Origin of the sequence: Chloroflexus aurantiacus J-10-fl, assembly GCF_000018865.1 — a bacterium.
GTDB classification, from domain to species: domain Bacteria; phylum Chloroflexota; class Chloroflexia; order Chloroflexales; family Chloroflexaceae; genus Chloroflexus; species Chloroflexus aurantiacus.
This window is the reverse complement of the sequence record NC_010175.1, coordinates 4,777,275-4,797,230: the sequence shown is the minus strand read 5'-3', so window position 1 is coordinate 4,797,230 and position 19,956 is coordinate 4,777,275. Positions and strand designations below refer to the sequence as shown.

Here is a 19,956-nt window from a genome sequence, read left to right as displayed (position 1 = left end):
TGGCGACGGGTTCAAAACCTGCTGAGCCGGTGCGCCTGCCCAATGATATATTCGAGAAACAAACGACAACTCAGGTCACCTGGATTGTACTTGTTTCACCGTGTTGCAACCTCTACACTCATCTTAACGTTGTATTTGCCTGCACAATCAACCAACGCAAAGGAGCGTACAATGACAACTCTCAACTATCCGCCATCCGGGCTTAGTGTCTTAGAACCGGCGGAATTGTATGCCGAACTCCTGGCCGGACAACCCCTGTTTATTCTTGATGTGCGGAATGAACTGGAATATGCCCGCAATCGGATACGTGGGCGATACCCGGTACCAACCCTCAACATTCCGTACTTTGCGTTTATCGAAGATGAAGAGAGTGCGGTAGCCCAGGTGCCGACGGATCAACTCCTGACAGTTATTTGCGCTAAAGAAGGTTCATCGCAGTATGTCGCCGAACTGTTAGCCGCTCGTGGGATTGCCACCCGCTACCTGCGTGGCGGATTTCAAGCCTGGCTTGATTTCTACGATGTTCGCGATGTGGTTAATGCCGGTTGGGGACGCATTATCCAGATCATCCGCCCGGCGCGTGGTGATCTCAGTTATGTGATCATCAGTGCCGGTGAAGCTGCTGTCGTTGATCCTGGTCGCCATATTCACCTGTATCAGGAGGTGGCTGCTGCGGCTGACGCCGACATAACACGGGTATTGTTAACCCATCTCGCAGCAGGGCGGCTGTCGGGTGGAGCAGCGCTGGCCGGTGAGCGGAAGGCGTTACTGGCGATGCATCCCTACGATGCCCTTCATCCACGAACCCTATCGCCGGCTCATCTGACGTATGTCCCCTTGCTTGGCGGTGAACGGGTAGCACTGGGGCAATTATTGATCGAAGCCCACTGGTTCCCCGGTCACACACCCGGTCATCTGGTCTACCGCGTGATCTCGCCAATGGGTGATCGCTTCTTGTTGACCGGTGATGCCCTGCTTCTGAATGGATGTGGTCGTACCGACCTCGGTGGTCATGCCCAGGAATGGACAGCGTTGCTCTTCCGTAGTTTGCAGGAAGTTCTGCCGACGCTGGTCGATGATCGGACGCTGATACTACCATCTTCATTCCTGAGTCTGGCTGAAACCCGATCCGATGGTGTAGTAGCCGCACCGTTTGCTGCGCTGCGCGCACAGCATCCGGCGTTGCAGGTTGACAGTGCAGCGTCGTTGCTGCCAATGGTGACCACGCCATCATCAGAGCTGCCGGCAGCGGTCGATACCTTCTGGCGTGTCAATTTGGGGCTGCAACCTCTGACTGATGAAGAGGCTTTGGAACTGGAGGTTGAGCCATCATTGTGTGGATTAAGCGGGTATTGATCCAGGAACCTGATCTAACGCTTCTCTCGTGGTAGAACGCCTGTTACTGCACCGGTACAAGATCGGATATACTATCAGCACCGATGTGATGTACCTGGTTAGCGGTGGTCATGGATAGTGTGCCATCGGATCATCAGGTCTTTCAGAGAGGGAAGAAGTACGCTGTACTGAGTGGAGGTGTCATGAATCAGACATTGACCACAACGGGGACACTGGCGCAGGCGGTTTTACCACGTCGAGGCTGGCTGGCAAAGGCCTGGGTCGCTGATACGCTGCTGGTTGTGCTGGGAAGTCTGCTGGTAGCACTGAGTGCGCAGATTCGTATCTCGCTGCTGCCTTTCTCGCCCGTACCGATTACCGGTCAGACATTCGGTGTCTTGCTGGTCGGGAGTCTGCTGGGGCCGCGTTTGGGATTGCTGGCGCTCTTGCTCTATCTGCTTGAAGGTGTCATTGGCTTGCCCTTCTTTGCCGGTGGTTCAAGCGGGTACACGCACCTTGTGGGGGCGACGGGTGGCTATTTGATTTCTTTCCCGTTGGCGGCAGCACTGTGTGGCTGGCTGGCCGACCGTGGCTGGGATCGTCGCTTTATGCCGGCAGTGGCCGTCATGGTGTTAGCGAACTTGTTGATCTACGCGATTGGCGCAACGTGGTTGGGCTTCTTCATTGGGTTTGAAAATGCCTTGTTGAAGGGTGTATTGCCGTTCCTGCCTGGTGATGCGCTCAAGATCGTCCTTGCTGCGATTGCACTGCCGGGTGGCTGGCAGATGGTCAAGTGGCTCCGCAAAGGGGAATAAAGCTGTCTCGACGCTGTACCGGCTGTTACGCTGCTATGCATCGTGGTGATGGTATGACAGCAAATCTTGAGTGATAACATCACTGCCTGTCACCGAATATGCGGTGAATGATGACAATTCATCTTTTCCGCAACAATCCGTAGGTGTCATCTACATAATACGGATGAGCAGGTTTCCGTAGGGGGCGGGTTCAAAACCCGCCCCTACGGATTGTTCGCATTACCATACGAGAGATGTGGCGAACGAGGGAGTAGTGGAAGAGCACGTTTTGAATTGCGGGCCATGCACTGTATTTTTAGATTTGATACCAGGCAACCTTCGCTCACGTTGTGTTGGCATACGTGAGTTTGATGAGAACAATGCCAGATTCCTATACCCGCAATAGGGCAGGTATCTCAAGGACCGCAACCATGCCCACTCTGACGATGGTGCTGGTAGAGGGGTAGATTGCGGAAATACCGCGGCGTTCTCATTCTGCGTCAGGCGGCAAACACTGAACGCACACCCGAAAAGGAATGCCCCGGTCACTCACCACCCGCACACCGTCACGTGTACCACAGTAACGGCAAACCGACAAATTCTCGATTTCATCGGCTCGCCACAACTGTGGTGTGTGACTCAGCTCCATCGGTGATTCGGTGGAGAGGACACCGATCCGAACACAGACAGCGGCTGGAAAGATATCGGCTACTTTTGCAGCCAGATTGTAGTGGTATGAATAGACTTCGTCGCCGACCATCATGCCGCGTAAGCGGGGATGTGGTTGGATTTTCATACCTGTGCCAATCGTTCCATCAACTGTTGTAATTCATGGGCCGATAACGAACAAACATCGCTATCGGCAAACATCAGCTCGTCCAGCACCTCGCGGATAAGCGACTCCTCACCTGCCGGAACAGTCACTTCACCCTGTTCGAGGCTGTAAAAGTGATCGAACGCCCATTCAGCTAACTGCTCAATTGATAAACGTCCGGCAAGATGCTCGGCAATTGCCGCCATGACATTATCACTGGTGAGATACATAGGGTTACCTGCCATTGACTATATATACTGCGCTTCATGGTAGCACAAAGTCAGCCAAAAGGTGGTATCTGATTGTGAGGAATTAGCCCGCTATTCGTTAGACAAGAGCGTCCTCGCATTGTGAACGAAAACCGCATCCCCGACAACGAGCGGCATCATCGTGGTTGCGCGCAACATCGACCGCCGAAAGCAGATCACGCATTTCGGTCAGGGTGGCTAATACCTCTGCACGCACCGCCGGCGTGTAGCGAAGACTGAACGTTTCCTCTGCATAGCGGAGCAGGCCGTAGGGAGGCGCAACACCGGTTGTTTCTTCAAGTAATACCAGATACGCAGCCAGTTGCATCAGATCAGAGGGGTATGGTTGTGGAGCACGCCGATGAGGCTTCACTTCAACCGGGATGAGGTAATCTCCCTGTTGCAAGATGTAATCTGGCTTACCGGTCAAACCCAGGCGGGCACTGAAGAGCGGGCGAGTCAGCGTCCGTGTCTCGCCGACATCGGTGCTGACCACCCGCGCCCAGGGTAAGCCGCTGCGTTGACGCAGGATGATGGCTATCAGTAATACGCCCAGCGCACAAAGAATGAGAGCAATGCCCAATCCCATCATCGGATTGCCCACCAGACTAGACCTGCACCGCCGAGCAGGAGAACAACTCCTATCCAGAGCAGCCGTTGGCTGGCGTTCACCAACCGACCGTGTCGTATATGGCCTATCGTACCGAGGGCACGACGCTCTGCACCGTCCGGCTCAATGCCTGCCACCCGTCGCAGCCACCACGACCGTGCACAGTAGTAGTATTCACCTATTTCACTGGCCCGAATGATCTCCATCAGCGTCCAAAGATCGGCGTTCCCTGCACCGCATTCAACACATCATTCACTGTCAATAGCGCCATCAAACCCATCAGTGCCATAAACCCGAAGGCGTGAACCAGGGCTTCCTTTTCTGGTGGCAGCTTCTTCCCGCGCACCCACTCGATCAGCGCAAACAGAATATGGCTCCCGTCGAGGGCCGGGATTGGCAGCAGATTCAGGATAAAAAGGTTCAGGCTCAGCACTGCCGTGAGTGACCAGAATGAGACGAAGCCGTCAGGTTGCCGAATCACCTCACCGGTGGCACGGGCGATTCCAACTGGCCCTAGAGGCTCTCCGGTTGGGGGTGGTGTTGGACTGAATAGTCCGGCCAGGGCTGCCGGCAGGTCGGCCAGCATCATCACCATCCGACCGGTCAAATCAACGCTGTGCATCAAACCGGCACCAAATGCAGCAAGCGGATTGATCGGCTGATTCTCCACTTGTGGGCCGTAACTGAAGCCAAAACCGGCACTGAACTCTCGTCCGTCAGGAGCCGTCCAGGGGCCAGGGGTGACCTGTAGCGTAACCTCTGTCCCGTTGCGCAGGACAACAGCCTCGATTGTTGTACCCAGGCGGCGTTGGGCAACTGCACGGATGGTCGTTTCGTCGTACACCGGTTCACCATCAAGCAAGATCAGCTCATCCCCGGCCTGGAAACCGGCCACTGCTGCGGGAGTACCGGGAAAGACATTGCTAATCAGCATCCGACCGGTTGGCGTTGGCACACCTACGGTTGCGAAGAGGATGCTGAAGATCACAACGGCCAGCACAAAGTTCATCACCGGGCCGGCCAGCATGACCGGAATTTTACGCCACGGTGGGGCAGCGGCCAGACTGCCGGTACCGTACACCGCATCTTTCTCGCCATCCATTCCGGCAAAGCGCACAAAACCGCCGAGCGGGAGCCAGTTGAGGGTATACTTAATCCCGTTTCGCTCAAACAGCACCAGAGCGCGGGGTGGGAATCCGATCCCGAACTCCTCAACTTTGATCCCCATTCGCAGGCCAACCCACAGGTGTCCCAATTCGTGGACAATCACCAGCAGGCTGAGCATCAGGAGAAAGACTAACACAGTCAGTAAGGGGTCAAGAAAACTTCCTGCAACCTGTTGCCAGATAGAAGTCACATCTGCTACGAGCATAGTTCGCTCCAATGGTAGAGTAATAACGGCGACGAGCCAACCGCCCGCCGCCGCTCGTGTGCATAGGTAGTGTACCGGATCGATCTGGTCGCGTCAAGGGATTCGACCCTGTTTCAGCACACCCTAGCACGACAACCAGAGCAATAGATCCTCGCGTCTACCTATGGCTTTCGTTTCAGATAGATATTCTCAAAACCGACGTTAAGTGTTGCGGTACCACCTGATATGGTAGGTACAATTGGTGCGCCATCACGGGTATAGGCGGCGATAAACGAACTGGCCGGTAGCGTAATCTGGCGGAGCGTATCATCAACCGACCAGACCACATCGAGCACAAAGCCATTGCCGCTGAAGCGGTAGGCTTCAAAACCGGTGCCGTACCCGGTGAAGGCTTGCGGCGGAATGCGTACCTCATTGAGACGCTCAATGGCCGTTTTCATCGCAATATATGCCGGGCGTGGTTGTTGGCTTCCGTCGAGCAAGCCTGCGTGACGCCACCCTGGCCCTTGCAAGGTATACCAGATGTACGTCTCAACACCGGCCGCTATCGCACGCATTGATGAGCGGATCAGGTGATTGGCTTGTGCCTGCTGAAGGGTCGGGGCTGCTGCATTACAACTACCGGAAACCGGGACATAAGAGGTGTACCTGTCATCACACAACAAACCGGTTTCATTGAGGAACAGAGGTTTATTGATGCCATAACGCTGCATTACGTCGCGCAAGAAGTTTATCTTGCCCAGCGTGGCCCCGCCACGCGATGCCCATGCACCACCGAACGTTATCGGATGTTTGTCGAAATCGACATGGGCATTATTCACCCCAATTTCTTCAAAGTAGGTCGGGTAGGAGTGAAAAGCAAGGATATCGAAATAAGGTCCCGCACCCGCTCGTAATGCCCCTTCGAGAAAATTGAATGGCTTACCGTCGTTGTTATTTGGGCCGTTTTGCGGTCTTGCCAGTAATAAACCGCCAAAAACGACTTTGGCTCCCGGATCGGCAGCACGGATTTGTGGCGTCACTGTCATCAACATCCGTCCATACCGTTCACCGCCGTAGTATTCATCCTCAATGACACCCCAACAGCCAAATGGTGAGTTCTCGCCAACCAGTCTGGGATCGACATCTGGCTCGTTGCCCAACTCCCAATAGCGCACGTAGTGTGGTGCCTGACTGTATTTTGCAACCACGGCTCGGACAAAGGCTGCGAATTCATCATGATATTGATCGAGGATGGCGGCACAGATGTGATTACTCCCTGTCGCCCACGATGGATGGTCATCGATGATGGCCATAACTTGCAGGCCAAGGGCATTGGCAGCCGCTACTTCGGCTTCAAAGCGCGTAAAGCTGGGCGCACTCCAATTAATCGATGATCCCATGGTAGGCTGAGCTTCGCGCCAGCTCAGGGTATTGAGCCGAACCCAATGGGCATTGAGGTTGGCAGCCTGGGGATAGACACTAGATGCAGAGAGCCAGCCAGTGTTTGTTTCAAAACCGAGTGGACGAATGGTGTTTGCCGATACCAATGGGAGATAGATGGTTGAGATGTTGGTTGGGGTTTGGGCCGCTGCGGGTAATGCAATGGCGATCAACCACATTACCAGGACAAAGATGAGACGATGTCGATACAAGATGTCACCTCACTGTGCAGCTAACGTTGAATCATCGGTAACCAGATGTTCGTGCATGTCTGGCGCTGTTCGATTGTATAGATGCCTCCGTGTGAGATGGTGATTTGGAGACGATTGTTACTGTCTTGAGCAATGATAGGATCACGATATGTTGCAGACCAGATCTCAGCTCCATTCAGCGTGACAATAGTCGAAGCTGTGGGTGGGGGTAGCCAGATACTCCCCTGGGTTCCCGTCGGTGCCTGGATTGTCACTCGTCGTAGCGCGCAATCCGGCTGTTCCCATGTTACACTGAGAAACCCGGATGACAAGGGAATTTTTCCCGAAGCTGTGCTGACGCCTTGCCATGCCGGAATTACTTCCCAGGTTGTTGTACCAATCTGACGTGCCCCCACGATAACGGTGGAAAGAAACCAGGTGGGGGCACCACTCCAGCTATGTGATCGACTGGCAAACCAGTATTGGTCGGCGAACAGATGCTCCCACCATGTCGTTGCGCCCTGCGCCAGTTGCCAGCCGTAGAGCTGCTTGATTAAAGCAAGTGCATCCTGTATGCGTCCGGCATTGCTCAGTCCCTGCAAGACCCAGAACATGCCGTAGAGTTGAAGATTCGCTCGTGTTGGATCGCGAACAATGAGGGTAAGTAACGCATCAGCTACAGCCGGTACTTCACTGTCCGGTACTACCTCATAAGTCAGTGCCAGGGCCTGGACATGTGGGCCAGGAGGAACCGGTTGACCGGCAATGATGGTGGTAATGTACCGACGTGTGGTCTGGTCATAGAGGTAACGGTTGATCTGAGTGCGCAATGTCGCTGCTGTACGTTCCAGACGTTCGGCTGTTGCCGTTTCACCGAGAGCTGTAGCAATGGATGCAGCCGCTCGCAACGTTCCGTAGTACATTGCGTTTACCGCCGTTGATTGACCGTAACGGGCATTGGTCGCGCTGCTGTCAAGATAGGTGGTTTGTGACCATAGGCCAACCGGTAGATCGAGCAGTCCGGTGGTTGGGTTATGGTAGGTACTGAGATGATCGAGAAAGCGGGCAATGGTTGGCCATTCCTCAAGGGCCAGTTCCAGATCGCCGGTGAGGCGTAGATCATCGGCAATCGACTGCACCCACAACATGCCGTAGTCAAGCATTCGATTCGATCCCGGATTGGGGGCAAGCGCTGCCGGAACACCTTCGGCGGTAAACGCATCGCCTATCTGACGTATGCCACGTTGTCGTAAAGCGTGATCGCCGAACGCCACGCGATTGATATGATCGGCAACATACGCATCGCCCCACCATTGTCCCCGTTCACGCCAGGGTGTATCGGTGTAGGCGTCGGTCATGTTGGGGAGTAGACTATCAACACCTACCTGCCAGATGTGATTGAGCAGTGGATCATCGCTGGTGAAAGAACCGATTTGCGTAACCGGGTAGCGTTCTTCAACAACCTGAAGATTGTGCAATTCTACCGGTTCACTGCTCCAGACAGCAATGAGAATATAGCGTCCGGCTCGGGTATCAATGGTGGTGATGGTATGTGAACGGCCATCGAGCCGCCACGAGTCAACCTGGTTCCATTCTGAGTGTAATGGGCCGGGAAACGGAAGTGGTATAACGTTTTGCCATAACCGTTCGTCCCAACCGATATCGATGATACTGCCTGCCGCTCCCCTCACTCCGACGCTTAATCGCCCATGGACGGTGCGACCAAGATCGAGTACGAGATACCCACCTCCCGGTTGGAAGCGCACTGTTTGCCAAGACTGGCCGATCATGCTAACTACGTGTAGGTCTGGTTGAGGAGGTGCCAGCAACAATCGTCGTCCGGCGTGTGCGCCAAAGGTCAATGGTGGGATGTTCGTCAAGCCATCTCTGGAAATAAGGATCGTCCAGCCTTCCGGCTGGTTCTGTAACCCGTTCAGACGCAGGATATGGCTACCGGCTGAGAGCGGGTACTGGGCAGTGACGATACCCGGAGGGCGACCGATTGCCGGCTGCCAGCTCAGGGATTGACCGTTTACAGTCAGTTGTCTGGTAAGTGCATCGTCGAGACCCAGGAAGGTCAGTACGACCTGGCGATTGACGGTAAGTGGTACAGTCGCTGCTTCCACGCCACCCGCAAACTCTATTGGGATGAATGCAGGATCGAATCGACCAGTACCGATCACGTCAACCGGGACAGGAACATCAACCAGTTGCGGGATCGAGCGGGGAGCAAATGTGGCTGGTGATGGACTTACCGGTACTGCAGAGCGCCAGGTTCCGGTACCGCCGTTTATTTGCCAGTCGGGCGGGAGAAGGGCCAGATCAACCAGTTCGGTCGGACCGATCAGGTTCCAGCGATGAATCGGGGCGGCATCGCTGCGGTAGGCGGTGAGCAGTTGCGCCTGCCAGTCTGATCCGCTTGCAGTCAGGGTTCGGGTGCCGCTTTGTAACAAAGTCCAGAGAAAGGGTCGTTCCGACTCGCTGCGACGGTTGTTAGGTGCCCATTGCACGCGCACAACGAGCACATGCGATCCTGCTGATAATGTGCCGACCGGTAGCAGATCATACTCACGATGCTGGCGAGAGAAACGAGCCGGCCCGCGTCCGATAAGCTGACCATTGAGATACGCTTCATAGCGTGTGTCGGCAAAAATGGCGAGCGTGACATCAGTTGCCGATGTAGCGAGATCGAGTTGGCGGCGAAAGAGCGCGACTTCGTGTTGGGCCGGCGGATCAGTGTGAACCCAAATAGGGGTGGCCTGACAGAAACAAAACTCTGGCGGCAGTGGATAGGCTGGAAATGGCAACAGGCTGGTCAGGATAATCGTGAACGCGATGAGCCACTGCCGCATGAAGTACCCTCTGCTTTACGTTACCGGTTGACGCGCCGCTACCTCTGCCAGCCAGGCCATCATCTCACGAAAGTAGTGTTCGCGGACAGGTGGAGGAGAGAGGGCCAGATCGTGCAGTCCACCATCAATTGCGATCATGGTCACATCATCCCCCAGGCTTGGGCCATCACGACGCATATGGGCCACGTCGAGAACCACATCGGCGCGTCCGACCTCTGGACTGCCGGCGATGGGCCAGGCCGAGCGTGCTGAATGCGCGATCAGAATCGGGCAGCGAATGCCTAATCCACGCCGCAAGCGGCGTTGAGCCAGCAGGACGGCCCGGGCTGTGCCGGCTCGCATAGGAATTCCCTGCACCGGTTTCCAGCGTTGATCGAACTCCCATTCGCCACCGGCGCCGCGATAGATGCTCTCGCCATACACCGGGGAGAGCTTGCCGACGACGCGCGTTGGTTGGATACGCCCAAGCCACATCACCAACGGGATCGATGCCCGGGTCACCCGATCAATAAAAAAGTCGAAGAATGGACTATTGAGCACCAGGGCGCCGATCCGTTCACGCTGCTGACCTTCGGCGGCGTACAGGGCAGTGATCAGTCCTCCTGCCGAATGGCCGTGCAATACCAGCCAGGGTTGCTGCTGTTCGGCATCGATCAGGTTTATCGCGGCGTCGAGGAACGGGTAAAATTCGGTGATGTCGCGGTAGAAACAGGGAATCTGACCAGTTTCAATTGCACGACCGTGGCCGGGTAGATCAATGGCGTAGAATGCGTAGCCGTGGGCACGGAACACATCGGCCAGATGGGCCTGGAAAAAGTAGTCGGAGTAGCCGTGAACGTACAGCACGGCTCGGCCCTGGTTTGGCGGGTTGATCTGGCGGATCAACACTGCCCGGCCACTGCGCAGATTGATCGACCTCGTTTCAAAGCCGGCCAGTGCCGTATCGGGAGTCCACTGTTCCCGGCTGGTCGTGATGGTTGTAATCATGACCCGTTCCTGCCTTACCTTGTAAACAATACGATCATGTAGTAGACAACCGGCCCGGTGAAGAGGATGCTATCGATGCGATCCAGAATCCCACCGTGACCAGGAATAATATACCCTGAATCTTTGACGCCGACCTGGCGTTTGATCAGCGACTCGGCAAGATCGCCGAGCGGACCAAAAATACCGGCGATCACACCCAGAATAGCCGCTTCAAGCAGCGTAATGGGGAGTCCCAGCAGGGGAACGCAGAACAGGGCAGTCGCGATAGCGGCAACCATCCCGCCGGCAAAGCCCTCCCAACTCTTTTTCGGGCTGAGGATAGGTGCCATTTTGGTGCGTCCGAAGGCACGACCAACAAAGAATGCGCCGGTATCTTGCAGCCAGGTGATGGCCAGGGTGAAGAAGACCCAGGCCGCGCCAGGGGGGATGTTGGCGAAGGCCAGCCAGCCGTTCTGCAACGGCAATTCGAGTTGACGTAATAAAAGATAGCTGCTGAGCAGACCGCTCACGTAGTACGCACCGGCGAACGTCAATGCCCAGCTAAGCAGGCTAGTTTGCCGATCTCGGCGCGCAATTTCGGCGATCAGGGCACCGAGGATCGAAACGACCAGCGCCACCAGGACCAGATCGACAGTTGTGAGCGGTTGAAAAAAGGTTGCCGTGCAGATCAGCCAACCGATGGCAATTCCTTCTATCAGGCGCGGCTGATAACCACCCTGACGAAAAATGGCAAACAACTCGCTGATTGCCAGTGCAATGACGAGGCCGGCCAGCAATGCAGTGGTCGGCGGCCACCAGACACCGGCAATAATCAGTGGTAGCAGGACTACCACACTTGCCACACGAATTGCCAGCGTATTAGCCCGGCTTGGGGAGTCCGCCGAAGCGGCGTTCGCGCCGTCCATAGTCAAGAATTGCCTGATGCAGATGCTCGGGTCGAAAATCGGGCCAGAACACCGGCGTGAACCAGTATTCGCTGTAGGCCGACTGCCAGATCAAAAAATTTGAGAGGCGACGTTCACCACTGGTACGAATAATCATATCGGGATCGGGTAATCCATGCGTCGAGAGATGCGCACTGATCACCTCATCAGTAATCTGGTCAGCAGGGATACCACTGGCAACAATAGCCCGCACAGCATCAACAATATCGGCACGGCCACCGTAATTAAACGCGATTGCCAGGGTCAGGCCGGTGTTGTGGCGGGTAAGTTCAATGGCGTAGTTGACCTTTTCCCGCAAGTGAGGACTGAGGCCACTGAGACGACCAAGGTGACGCAGATGGACATTTTGGGCGTGCAAATTTTGGATCTCGCGGTCGATAAACTCGCCCAGGATTTGCATCAATCCCTGGACTTCGAGCGATGGCCGATTCCAGTTTTCCGTCGAAAAGGCGTACAGGGTTAAGACCCGTACTCCAATTCGGGCACATTCGGTCACGATTGGCCGAATATTTTCTGTTCCGGCGCGATGGCCGGCGATGCGCGGCAGACCACGTTGCTGCGCCCAACGTCCATTGCCATCCATAATGACCGCAATATGTTGCGGAATAGCTACGCCGGCCAGTACATTATCCTCGCTCATACGACAGTGCCTCTCAGTGATGGCTAAACTGCCATCACTTCTGCCTCTTTTTCCGCACCGATCTGGTCAAGCTCACGGGTGCAGCGATCAGTCAACTGTTGGATGCGTTCCTGACCACGATGTAGCTCATCTTCACTGATCAGCTTTTCAGCTTCCAGCTTCTTCAGATCATCAATGGCATCGCGGCGTTGATTACGGACTGAAATCTTCACCTCTTCGACCCGGTGTCGCACCATTTTTACCAGCTCACGGCGGCGCTCTTCGGTTAATGGTGGCACCGGCAGCCTGATCACGCGTCCATCGTTGCTGGGGTTCAAGCCAAGGTCTGATTGCTGGATCGCTTTTTCAATTGCCTTGATCATATTGGCATCGTAAGGCTGAATCACAATCAGACGTGGCTCAGGCACACTGATGTTGGCCAGTTGATTGAGCGGCATGGTCATACCATACGCTTCAACGTGAAGATGCTCAACCAGCGCCGACGAGGCGCGGCCAGTGCGAATCGATGCCAGGTGATGTCGCAATGCTTCAGTGGCCTTTTTCAGGTGCGCCTCATATTCAGAGATTACATCGTTCAGCATTACGCGCCTCCTCGCTGATTACTCACAAGCGTCCCGACATGTTCACCCATCACAATCCGCTCGATAGTACCGGGTTCAAGCGCATTGAACACGATAATTGGCAGATTATTGTCCATGCAGAAGGTCAATGCCGTACTATCCATAACCGTCAGCCCACGATTCAGAGCTTCGAGGTAGTGGATATGATCGAAGCGGGTGGCTGCCGGATTGCGACGGGGATCATCATCGTAGACGCCATCAACACCATTTTTTGCCATCAGGATGACTTCAGCGTGAATTTCGGCTGCGCGCAGAGCGGCTGCCGAGTCGGTCGTGAAATAGGGGTTGCCGGTACCGGCGGCCAGAATGATAACGCGCCCTTTTTCCAGATGGTGGGTCGCCCGCCGGCGGATATACGGCTCAGCCACCTCATCCATCTTAATAGCAGTCATTGCGCGCGTGTCGAGGCCATGGCGTTCGAGGGCATCTTGCATGGCCAGAGCATTAATAATCGTGGCCAGCATGCCCATGTAGTGCGATTGGGCGGCATCCATCCCGCGCTCAATGGCTCGATGACCACGCCAGATATTGCCACCACCGACAACTACGGCTACTTCTACACCGTGGCGATGAACGCGACCAATCTCCTGGGCGAGGAAGTCAAGCATATCGTAACTGATAACCTCGCCATCGTTGCCTTTGATCTGTTCACCGCTGAGTTTGATTAAAATCCGGCGATATTTTGGCTGCTGCATGGAACAACTCGCAGGTAGCAACGAGCCGGGCAATGCTGGTGTTGTCCCGCAACTGCCCGGCTCATCTGATTCTTATGCCCCAACCTCGTAGCGGATAAACCGCCGGACCACGATGTTTTCACCCAGCTTTGCGATGGCTTCTTTGATCTTTTCTTCGATGGTGCGTGCCGGGTCTTTGATGAACTTCTGTTCGAGCAGTACCGTCTCCTCAATAAACGCCTGGCGTGACTGACCACTCTCGGCGATCATTTCATCGGTCACTTCATTGACGCTGATAAAGCGCGGATTGAGCGCGACGATGTGCTGGGCCAGGTCGTTGGCCAGTTGGCCAAATTCAGCAGTGCGGGCAACAAAGTCAGTCTCGCAGCTCAGCTCAACCATTGCCGCAATGCGCGAGCCATAGTGCACATACACGCCAATCAGTCCCTCGTTTGCTTCGCGTGAAGCCTTCTTAGCAGCCGCCTCGATACCACGCTCGCGAAGAATCTCGATTGCCTTGTTAATATCACCGCCAGTCTGCTCAAGAATGTCCCGGCACTCCTTAATGCCAGCACCGGTACGCTCGCGCAATTCCTTCACCAATTCAATTGATACTGCCACAGTTGTGCTCCCTCTGCCTGTAAACCTGTATTTTCTGCTGTTGATCCAAATACAAGCGATGTGGATCGTGCGACGGAGGGGCATGCGCCCCCCCGTACACGTCGGTTTGCGCGCGCTCGACCGATAGTATTATGCCACGTCTCCGGTCAGGCGCCAGGCCGTCCCCAGGAAGTTACTCCTGAGACATCTCGCGTCGTCGTGTGCCTTCAATGGCGGCATCGGCAATCTTGCCCGCCATCAGGCGAATACCGCGGATCGCGTCATCGTTGCACGGGATCACGTAATCGATTGGATCGGGGTCGCAGTTGGTGTCAACCATTGCGACAATCGGGATACCCTCTTTGACGGCTTCGCGTACTGCCAGCTCTTCCTTGCGCGGGTCGATAATAAACACTGCACCCGGCAGACGATCCATACCCTTCAAACCGGCGAAGACCCGGTTGAGGCGGACAATCTTCTCTTCGAGCTTGGCAGCTTCTGCTTTGGTCAGGCGGGCAAAATCACCGCGATCACGCTGCTCTTCCAGATCGCTCAGCAGCTTGAGACGGCGTTTGATGGTTGCGAAGTTGGTGAGCGTGCCACCCAGCCAGCGCTGATTGATGTAGAACTGTCCAGAGCGCACGGCCTCTTCCATCACCGCTTCCTGCGCCTGCTTTTTGGTGCCAACAAAGAGAACCTTTTCGCCGCGCGCGGTAAGTTCGGTGATGAACTGATACGCCCGGCTTAGCCCGGTAACCGTCTTTTGCAAGTCGATGATGTGGATCCCGTTGCGGGCGGTGAAGATGTACGGCTTCATCTTCGGGTTCCAGCGGTTCGTTGGGTGTCCGAAGTGGGCGCCCGCTTCCAGCAATTCGCGAATTGTGACGACGCGCGGCAATGCCTGTGTCATACCTGTTTTGCTCCTTTTCTGGCTAAAACCACCTCCACCCGTCGTGTCTCACAGTCTGGGCCGGCAAATGCCGGAGGAGCGACTGTGCCTCAGGGTGTGCGTATTTGGCATTTTGCTATGCCGACGGGCAGTATAGCATAAGGGAGCGCTGGCGGCAAGCGCTCCCTTACAAAACAGTTGCGAGGGTTGATTGTCAACCTAGAGAAGTGATTTCAGTACTTCAAGGGCTGCATCGTAATTGGGTTCCTGCCCGGCCACCGGGACGTATTCGCTATATCGGATCACACCGTCACGGTCAACCACAAATACAGCCCGCTGCTCAATCCGATAAGCTGGTACATACGTGCCATACGCAGTGCCGAAGCTCATATCCCGGTGGTCGGAAAGGGTCTGAATTGCATCGGCGTTATTGGCGCCGCACCAGCGCGCCTGGGCGAAAGGTAGATCGGCGCTGACGGTGATGAAGTTGGCCTGGCCGGCCAGGCGGGCCGCCTCTTCGTTGAAGCGGGTTGTTTGTTTGCTGCACACACCGGTATCCAGCGAGGGAACCACACTAATCAGGAGGGGCTTGCCGGCAAAATCACCCAGCGTTACCTGCTGCATTTTGCTGTTGATCAGCGTAAAATCGGGGGCTTTGTCTCCCGGTTTTAATTCAGGGCCGACAACTGTTTGCGGGCCGAAGAAGACGAACGCATCCGGGCGCTCGATAGTCATAGTGATGTACCTTTCTATTTCAAGATAGCTCCTGCAAGAGATAGTGTAGAAAAAGGATCGCTGTCTGTCAATACGTGCAGGTTTACCGCACGGAGGTGATGTCAGGTTGGTGAGGTGCGATTTGTTGGATGTTGTTACAGGTAGCCGGGTTCGCTGCAAGCGGGTTGGCAATGGGCAGGCCGAAAGCCTGCTCTATAGAAATGATACCATCCAGCGCAACACACTGCCTGATTGACCAGATCTACTTCAATTGCCGCCAGTACGTTACGAAGCTGCCGCAACCGAGGTTGACTCTGCCAGTGAGCGCCGTCCGTTGGTGTAGTTGCGTAACACCGGCACCTTTGCTGCGACAATCCCGGTCATGATCACACACGCCAGGCCACCAAGGGCTACCGAGAGTTGGGTGCCGAGTAGGCGAGCGGCAATACCGGCTTCGATCTCTCCGAGTTGTGGTCCTCCGGCGAAGAAGAGCATGTTCACCGCGACCATGCGGCCTCGTAACTCGTCTGGAGTTTCCAGGTTGCGAATGTTGCCCCGCACCACCATGCTCACCGTGTCGGCAGCACCATTGATGGCCAGCATGAGGAGCGATAGGGCAAAATTGGTGCTCAGGCCGAAGATAACAGTGCTGAGACCGTAGATTGCCACTGCCCAGAGCAGTAGTGGCCCCTGGCGATTACCGGCACCCCAGATCGAACAGATAACACTGGCAATGACGGCACCTACCGATGGTGCGGCGTAGAGCATTCCCATCCCCTGCGGTCCAACGTTCAGAATAGATTGGGCGTAAATGGGCAGCAGGGTCGTGGCGGCACTGAAGAAGGTGGCGAGAAAATCGAGCAGCATTGTGCTCCAGATGAGTGGTGTGCGCCAGACAAAGCGCAACCCTTCAATTGCCGCCTGTAAGCTAATATCGCGCTTCTCGGCAGCAATTGGGCGTGGACGCATGAGCAGGAGCGCCAGCAAGATAGCAGTGAAGCTGACGACATCAACCCAGTAGACCAGTCCTACGCCACCATATTCGATCAGCAGACCACCAATCGTTGGCCCAACAATGGTTGCCAGTTGCCAGGAGACAATGTTGAGGCTGAGCGCACCGGCCAGGTGTTCACGCGGCACCAGCGATGGAATGAGGGCCTGGCGAGCCGGGATACCGAGGGTGTTGGCGGCTGCTGCCAGTGCAGTAACCGTGTAGATCGTCCAGAGCGCTGCCAGGCCAAGATTCGCTGTGAGGGCCAGGGCTAACGAGCAGAGCATCATGGCAATCTGCGCACCGATCATTAACCGCCGCCGATCAATGGCATCGGCCAGGACACCACTGCCGAGCGCCAGCAGCACCAGCGGGACCAGACGTGCCGCCCCGATAGCCCCCAAAGCGAGGGGATCACCACCTGACAGTTCGAGGATGTGCCAGCTTACCGCGGCCCGCGTCATTTCGGTGCCGGTAAGCGATACAAAGTTGCCAAACCAGAGCAGGCGAAAGTCACGTGAACGAAATGCAGCAAACGGAATGGTGGTGGTCATACAAGCGGGAACCCTGTTAAAAGTTGGTCGAGTACATATTTGATAATACAATAATACCAGAAAGTGAAACTATGCGCTCGTATTTGAGGTGGATAGCCGGTAAAGACTCTCCTGCTCTGCTTCCAAAGGGCTGTTATATCAATCTGGCAGAATAGAAGTCATGACACACCAGCCAACGATGATCCCGATACTGCATCTGAACGATGCACCGCTGGTCGTCAGTAGGGCGACGCATGCGTCGCTCCTGCCTGGTATGACAGGAGTCGTAGGGGCACGGCATGCCGTGCCCCCACGACCACGCCGACGATAATCCGCCAGCGCCTCGCCTGTGATCGGTGAATGCAAGCGTTGCACGTACCCGGAGTACGGTGAGTGCACAAGTATGGCTTCCACACTCCAAACCGTTCACGTAGCGACCCCTGCAATCTGTATCCCCCTCTTTCCTATCTCCTATCTTCTATCTCCTATCTCCTATCTTCTATCTCCTATCTTCTATCTCCTATCTTCTATCTCCTATCTTCTATCTCCTAACACCCTACCTCCTCTCCAACTTCCTCAGCACCTCGCGTAGCAGTGCCGTCAGCACGGCAGCATCGCGCTCGCTGAGGTCGGCGCGGGCAATGATGGTGCGCAGGCGCTGATGCAGTGCCTGTCCAGTGCCACTCTTGACAAAGTTGGTGGTGCTGATCAGATCTGCGACAGCGGTATACAGACTCTCACGTGCGGCCAGGGTAGCCGGGGGTTCACCAGGCGGGGGAGGTGGCGCAAGAGGAGTCGTCACCTGTTGTAGTTCATACAAGACAAGCAAAACAGCCTGCGCCAGGTTGAGGACGGGATAGTCAGACGCCATCGGCAGGCCGAGAATTTCTTGACATAAAACTAATTCGTCCCGACTCAGGCCATTCCCTTCGCTACCGAAAAGAATGGCGACCGGGCCGGTACTGGCAGCGCGTTGACGGGTTTCGTTGGCCCATTGCCGGACATCGTTGCGCCACGGCAGACCGGGGTGGGGGCGGTCGCTGGTGCCAACCAGGTAGCGTATATCGGCGATAGCTTCCGATAGATGTGCGTGGACGGTGAGATTCGCCAGCACGGGATCGGGGCGATGGGCAACTGCGCTAATCGTCGCGGGATCGAACGGGCAGGGATCGACCAGGCGCAGGTGGTGGCAGCCGGTGTTGAGCATTGCCCGTACCACTGCGCCGATGTTGCGCGGATCACGCGGTTGATGGAGAATGACAATAATGTCGTTCATTTGAGAATGTAGTAGGTGGCCCGTTTATCGCCGACTTTCAAGAGTAGGCCACGGCTGACCAGATCGGAGAGATCGCGGCGAATGGTTTCGGGGCTGACATCGGGATGCATCTCTTGCAAGTCGCGGTTGGTGATCCGCTCGTGTTCGACCACGAACAGCAAGGCATCAATCTGGCGATCATTAAGCCCCATGCGGCGCCAGGCTGCGGTATCGACACCACCGGGAACAGCTTCGGCCATCGGCTGCCCTGGTAAGATGACCAGAAAGCCGGCAGCAGTCTCGCGGAATGTGGCCGGTGGCAAGCCGGCAGACGCTAACTGGCGGAGCATGCGGTCGATGCCGTAGCCAAGCCGTTCGACCAGGCCGAGGTCGGCCAGTACCTGCACAATTGCCGGGTTGCGTGAGAAGCGTTCAGCCCGGATATTGTCGAGGGTGACGTGACCGGGCAGCCGGCCCGGCGAATAGACTTCAAGCCGGTCACTGAACATGGTGATGCGAATGCCCTCGCCACGTGTGGCATAGTCACGGTGGGCCACTGCATTGACCAGTGCCTCACGCACCGCGCCGGGTGGAAACTGCGTCCAGTCTTCGCGTTCGAGGCCGATCATGCGCGAACCTTTACGCATATGCTCGTTGAGCCAGCGTTCGGCGCGGCGGATTGCCTCTGGAAGGGGAGCGCAAATATCTTCGCGCTCGAAGGTGTCTGCCGGTTCGCGACCACGATAACTCACCAGGGTTAGTTCGGCCTGGGGAAAGCGGGCAGCGACATCGCGGCCAAACAGCAGCAGGCCGGCATTGGTTGGAATGCCATCGATCAGACAGCCGCGCCGGGTGAGTAAGGCGAGCGGGTCGTCGCCTGCCGGCGGGCCAACCCGGCGGGCATAGGCGGTGATGAGGTCGGAATCCAGTTCCTGCAACGACGCGCCGGGGGGCGTCTGCCGTTCCCAACCGACATCAGCCCGTTCGCTAAACAGACGATGCAGCGCCGCCGGCGACAGCGGTACATTATTTGCCCCCTCACGCCGGAGATACCGCCCCTGCACGGCGTAAACGTAGGGCAGGCCGCTCGGCACTTCAACGGCGAGCAGTGACATGCCCTGGTGTTCGATGATCTGGGGGAGGGGAATGATGAGTGGTGGCGTACACGAGAGGGCTGCCGCCAGCACCATTTCAATCGCTGCTGCCGGATTGTGGAGAGCCGCCAGGCTTGTTCCGCGTCCGCCACTGACGATCAGGGTACCACCGTGAGCGTTGGCCAGGGCGGCCAGGGTTTCGGCAAGCCCGGTAGTGCTCTCACGCTCGCTGGCATACGCGAGCCGCGACCCGGCTGGTTGACCGGGGAATCCGGTGAGGGATGGCATGTCCATACAAACCTCCGCCATGGCACGAACACACGTGCTATTATACCAGAAGTGCTGTGCGTTGTTGGTTGTGGGTGGGGCAAGGGTGG

General features: G+C 56.2%; 20 protein-coding genes. 2 read left to right on the top strand and 18 right to left on the bottom strand.

Annotated elements, in window-relative coordinates; all coding sequences use genetic code 11:
* The first annotated feature begins 171 nt into the window (after positions 1–171).
* Positions 172–1,356 carry an MBL fold metallo-hydrolase gene (locus CAUR_RS18790; RefSeq protein WP_012259417.1) on the top strand — a complete coding sequence of 395 codons (1,185 nt, stop codon included), beginning with the start codon at positions 172–174 and terminating at the stop codon, positions 1,354–1,356.
* 182 nt (positions 1,357–1,538) lie between these two features.
* Positions 1,539–2,150, top strand: a complete 612-nt coding sequence (locus CAUR_RS18785; protein ID WP_015909445.1) for a biotin transporter BioY — start codon at positions 1,539–1,541, stop codon at positions 2,148–2,150.
* A 469-nt stretch (positions 2,151–2,619) separates the two neighbouring features.
* Here the strand turns inward: CAUR_RS18785 and CAUR_RS18780 are convergent, their stop codons facing one another.
* The 18 genes from CAUR_RS18780 to CAUR_RS18695 form a co-directional block, all read right to left on the bottom strand.
* Positions 2,620–2,925, bottom strand: a complete 306-nt coding sequence (locus tag CAUR_RS18780; protein WP_012259415.1) for a hypothetical protein — start codon at positions 2,923–2,925, stop codon at positions 2,620–2,622.
* Positions 2,922–3,173: a hypothetical protein gene (locus CAUR_RS18775; protein WP_012259414.1), complete on the bottom strand. Its 252-nt coding sequence runs from the start codon at positions 3,171–3,173 to the stop codon at positions 2,922–2,924. The genes CAUR_RS18780 and CAUR_RS18775 overlap by 4 nt, the downstream gene beginning before the upstream one ends.
* A gap of 97 nt (positions 3,174–3,270) precedes the next feature.
* A complete protein-coding gene (cas4, locus tag CAUR_RS18770) occupies positions 3,271–3,795 on the bottom strand; it encodes a CRISPR-associated protein Cas4 (protein WP_242604979.1) in 525 nt (174 codons plus the stop codon).
* Positions 3,780–4,007 (bottom strand): hypothetical protein, encoded by a 228-nt coding sequence (locus CAUR_RS18765; protein WP_012259412.1) that lies wholly within the window; start codon positions 4,005–4,007, stop codon positions 3,780–3,782. The genes cas4 and CAUR_RS18765 overlap by 16 nt, the downstream gene beginning before the upstream one ends.
* Entirely contained in the window at positions 4,007–5,173 is a 1,167-nt protein-coding gene (locus CAUR_RS18760; RefSeq protein WP_012259411.1) for a M50 family metallopeptidase, read from the bottom strand. Before CAUR_RS18760 ends, CAUR_RS18765 begins: the two co-directional genes overlap by 1 nt.
* Positions 5,174–5,334: 161 nt before the next feature.
* Positions 5,335–6,807, bottom strand: a complete 1,473-nt coding sequence (locus CAUR_RS18755) for a cellulase family glycosylhydrolase (protein WP_012259410.1) — start codon at positions 6,805–6,807, stop codon at positions 5,335–5,337.
* Positions 6,808–6,827: 20 nt separating this feature from the next.
* On the bottom strand, positions 6,828–9,638 hold the full coding sequence (locus CAUR_RS18750; RefSeq protein ID WP_012259409.1) for an alpha-L-rhamnosidase-related protein: 2,811 nt from the start codon (positions 9,636–9,638) through the stop codon (positions 6,828–6,830).
* A gap of 15 nt (positions 9,639–9,653) precedes the next feature.
* Positions 9,654–10,625: an alpha/beta hydrolase gene (locus CAUR_RS18745; protein ID WP_012259408.1), complete on the bottom strand. Its 972-nt coding sequence runs from the start codon at positions 10,623–10,625 to the stop codon at positions 9,654–9,656.
* Between the two features lie 14 nt (positions 10,626–10,639).
* The gene (locus tag CAUR_RS18740) at positions 10,640–11,530 is read right to left on the bottom strand and encodes a phosphatidate cytidylyltransferase (RefSeq protein ID WP_242604978.1); all 891 of its coding nucleotides are present in this window, start codon (positions 11,528–11,530) and stop codon (positions 10,640–10,642) included.
* The gene (locus CAUR_RS18735; protein WP_012259406.1) at positions 11,484–12,209 is read right to left on the bottom strand and encodes an isoprenyl transferase; all 726 of its coding nucleotides are present in this window, start codon (positions 12,207–12,209) and stop codon (positions 11,484–11,486) included. The genes CAUR_RS18740 and CAUR_RS18735 overlap by 47 nt, the downstream gene beginning before the upstream one ends.
* A 23-nt stretch (positions 12,210–12,232) precedes the next feature.
* A complete protein-coding gene (frr, locus tag CAUR_RS18730) occupies positions 12,233–12,790 on the bottom strand; it encodes a ribosome recycling factor (protein WP_012259405.1) in 558 nt (185 codons plus the stop codon).
* Positions 12,790–13,524, bottom strand: a complete 735-nt coding sequence (gene pyrH, locus CAUR_RS18725) for a UMP kinase (protein ID WP_012259404.1) — start codon at positions 13,522–13,524, stop codon at positions 12,790–12,792. Before pyrH ends, frr begins: the two co-directional genes overlap by 1 nt.
* Positions 13,525–13,596: 72 nt before the next feature.
* On the bottom strand, positions 13,597–14,124 hold the full coding sequence (gene tsf, locus CAUR_RS18720; RefSeq protein WP_015909444.1) for a translation elongation factor Ts: 528 nt from the start codon (positions 14,122–14,124) through the stop codon (positions 13,597–13,599).
* A gap of 172 nt (positions 14,125–14,296) precedes the next feature.
* On the bottom strand, positions 14,297–15,013 hold the full coding sequence (rpsB, locus tag CAUR_RS18715; protein WP_012259402.1) for a 30S ribosomal protein S2: 717 nt from the start codon (positions 15,011–15,013) through the stop codon (positions 14,297–14,299).
* Positions 15,014–15,211: 198 nt separating this feature from the next.
* Positions 15,212–15,727 (bottom strand): thiol peroxidase, encoded by a 516-nt coding sequence (tpx, locus tag CAUR_RS18710; protein WP_012259401.1) that lies wholly within the window; start codon positions 15,725–15,727, stop codon positions 15,212–15,214.
* Between the two features lie 264 nt (positions 15,728–15,991).
* The gene (locus tag CAUR_RS18705) at positions 15,992–17,251 is read right to left on the bottom strand and encodes an MFS transporter (protein ID WP_012259400.1); all 1,260 of its coding nucleotides are present in this window, start codon (positions 17,249–17,251) and stop codon (positions 15,992–15,994) included.
* A gap of 535 nt (positions 17,252–17,786) precedes the next feature.
* Complete coding sequence (locus CAUR_RS18700; protein ID WP_012259399.1) at positions 17,787–18,506, bottom strand: RNA methyltransferase; 720 nt, start codon at positions 18,504–18,506, stop codon at positions 17,787–17,789.
* On the bottom strand, positions 18,503–19,873 hold the full coding sequence (locus tag CAUR_RS18695; RefSeq protein ID WP_015909443.1) for an ATP-binding protein: 1,371 nt from the start codon (positions 19,871–19,873) through the stop codon (positions 18,503–18,505). Before CAUR_RS18695 ends, CAUR_RS18700 begins: the two co-directional genes overlap by 4 nt.
* Between the last annotated feature and the right edge of the window lie 83 nt (positions 19,874–19,956).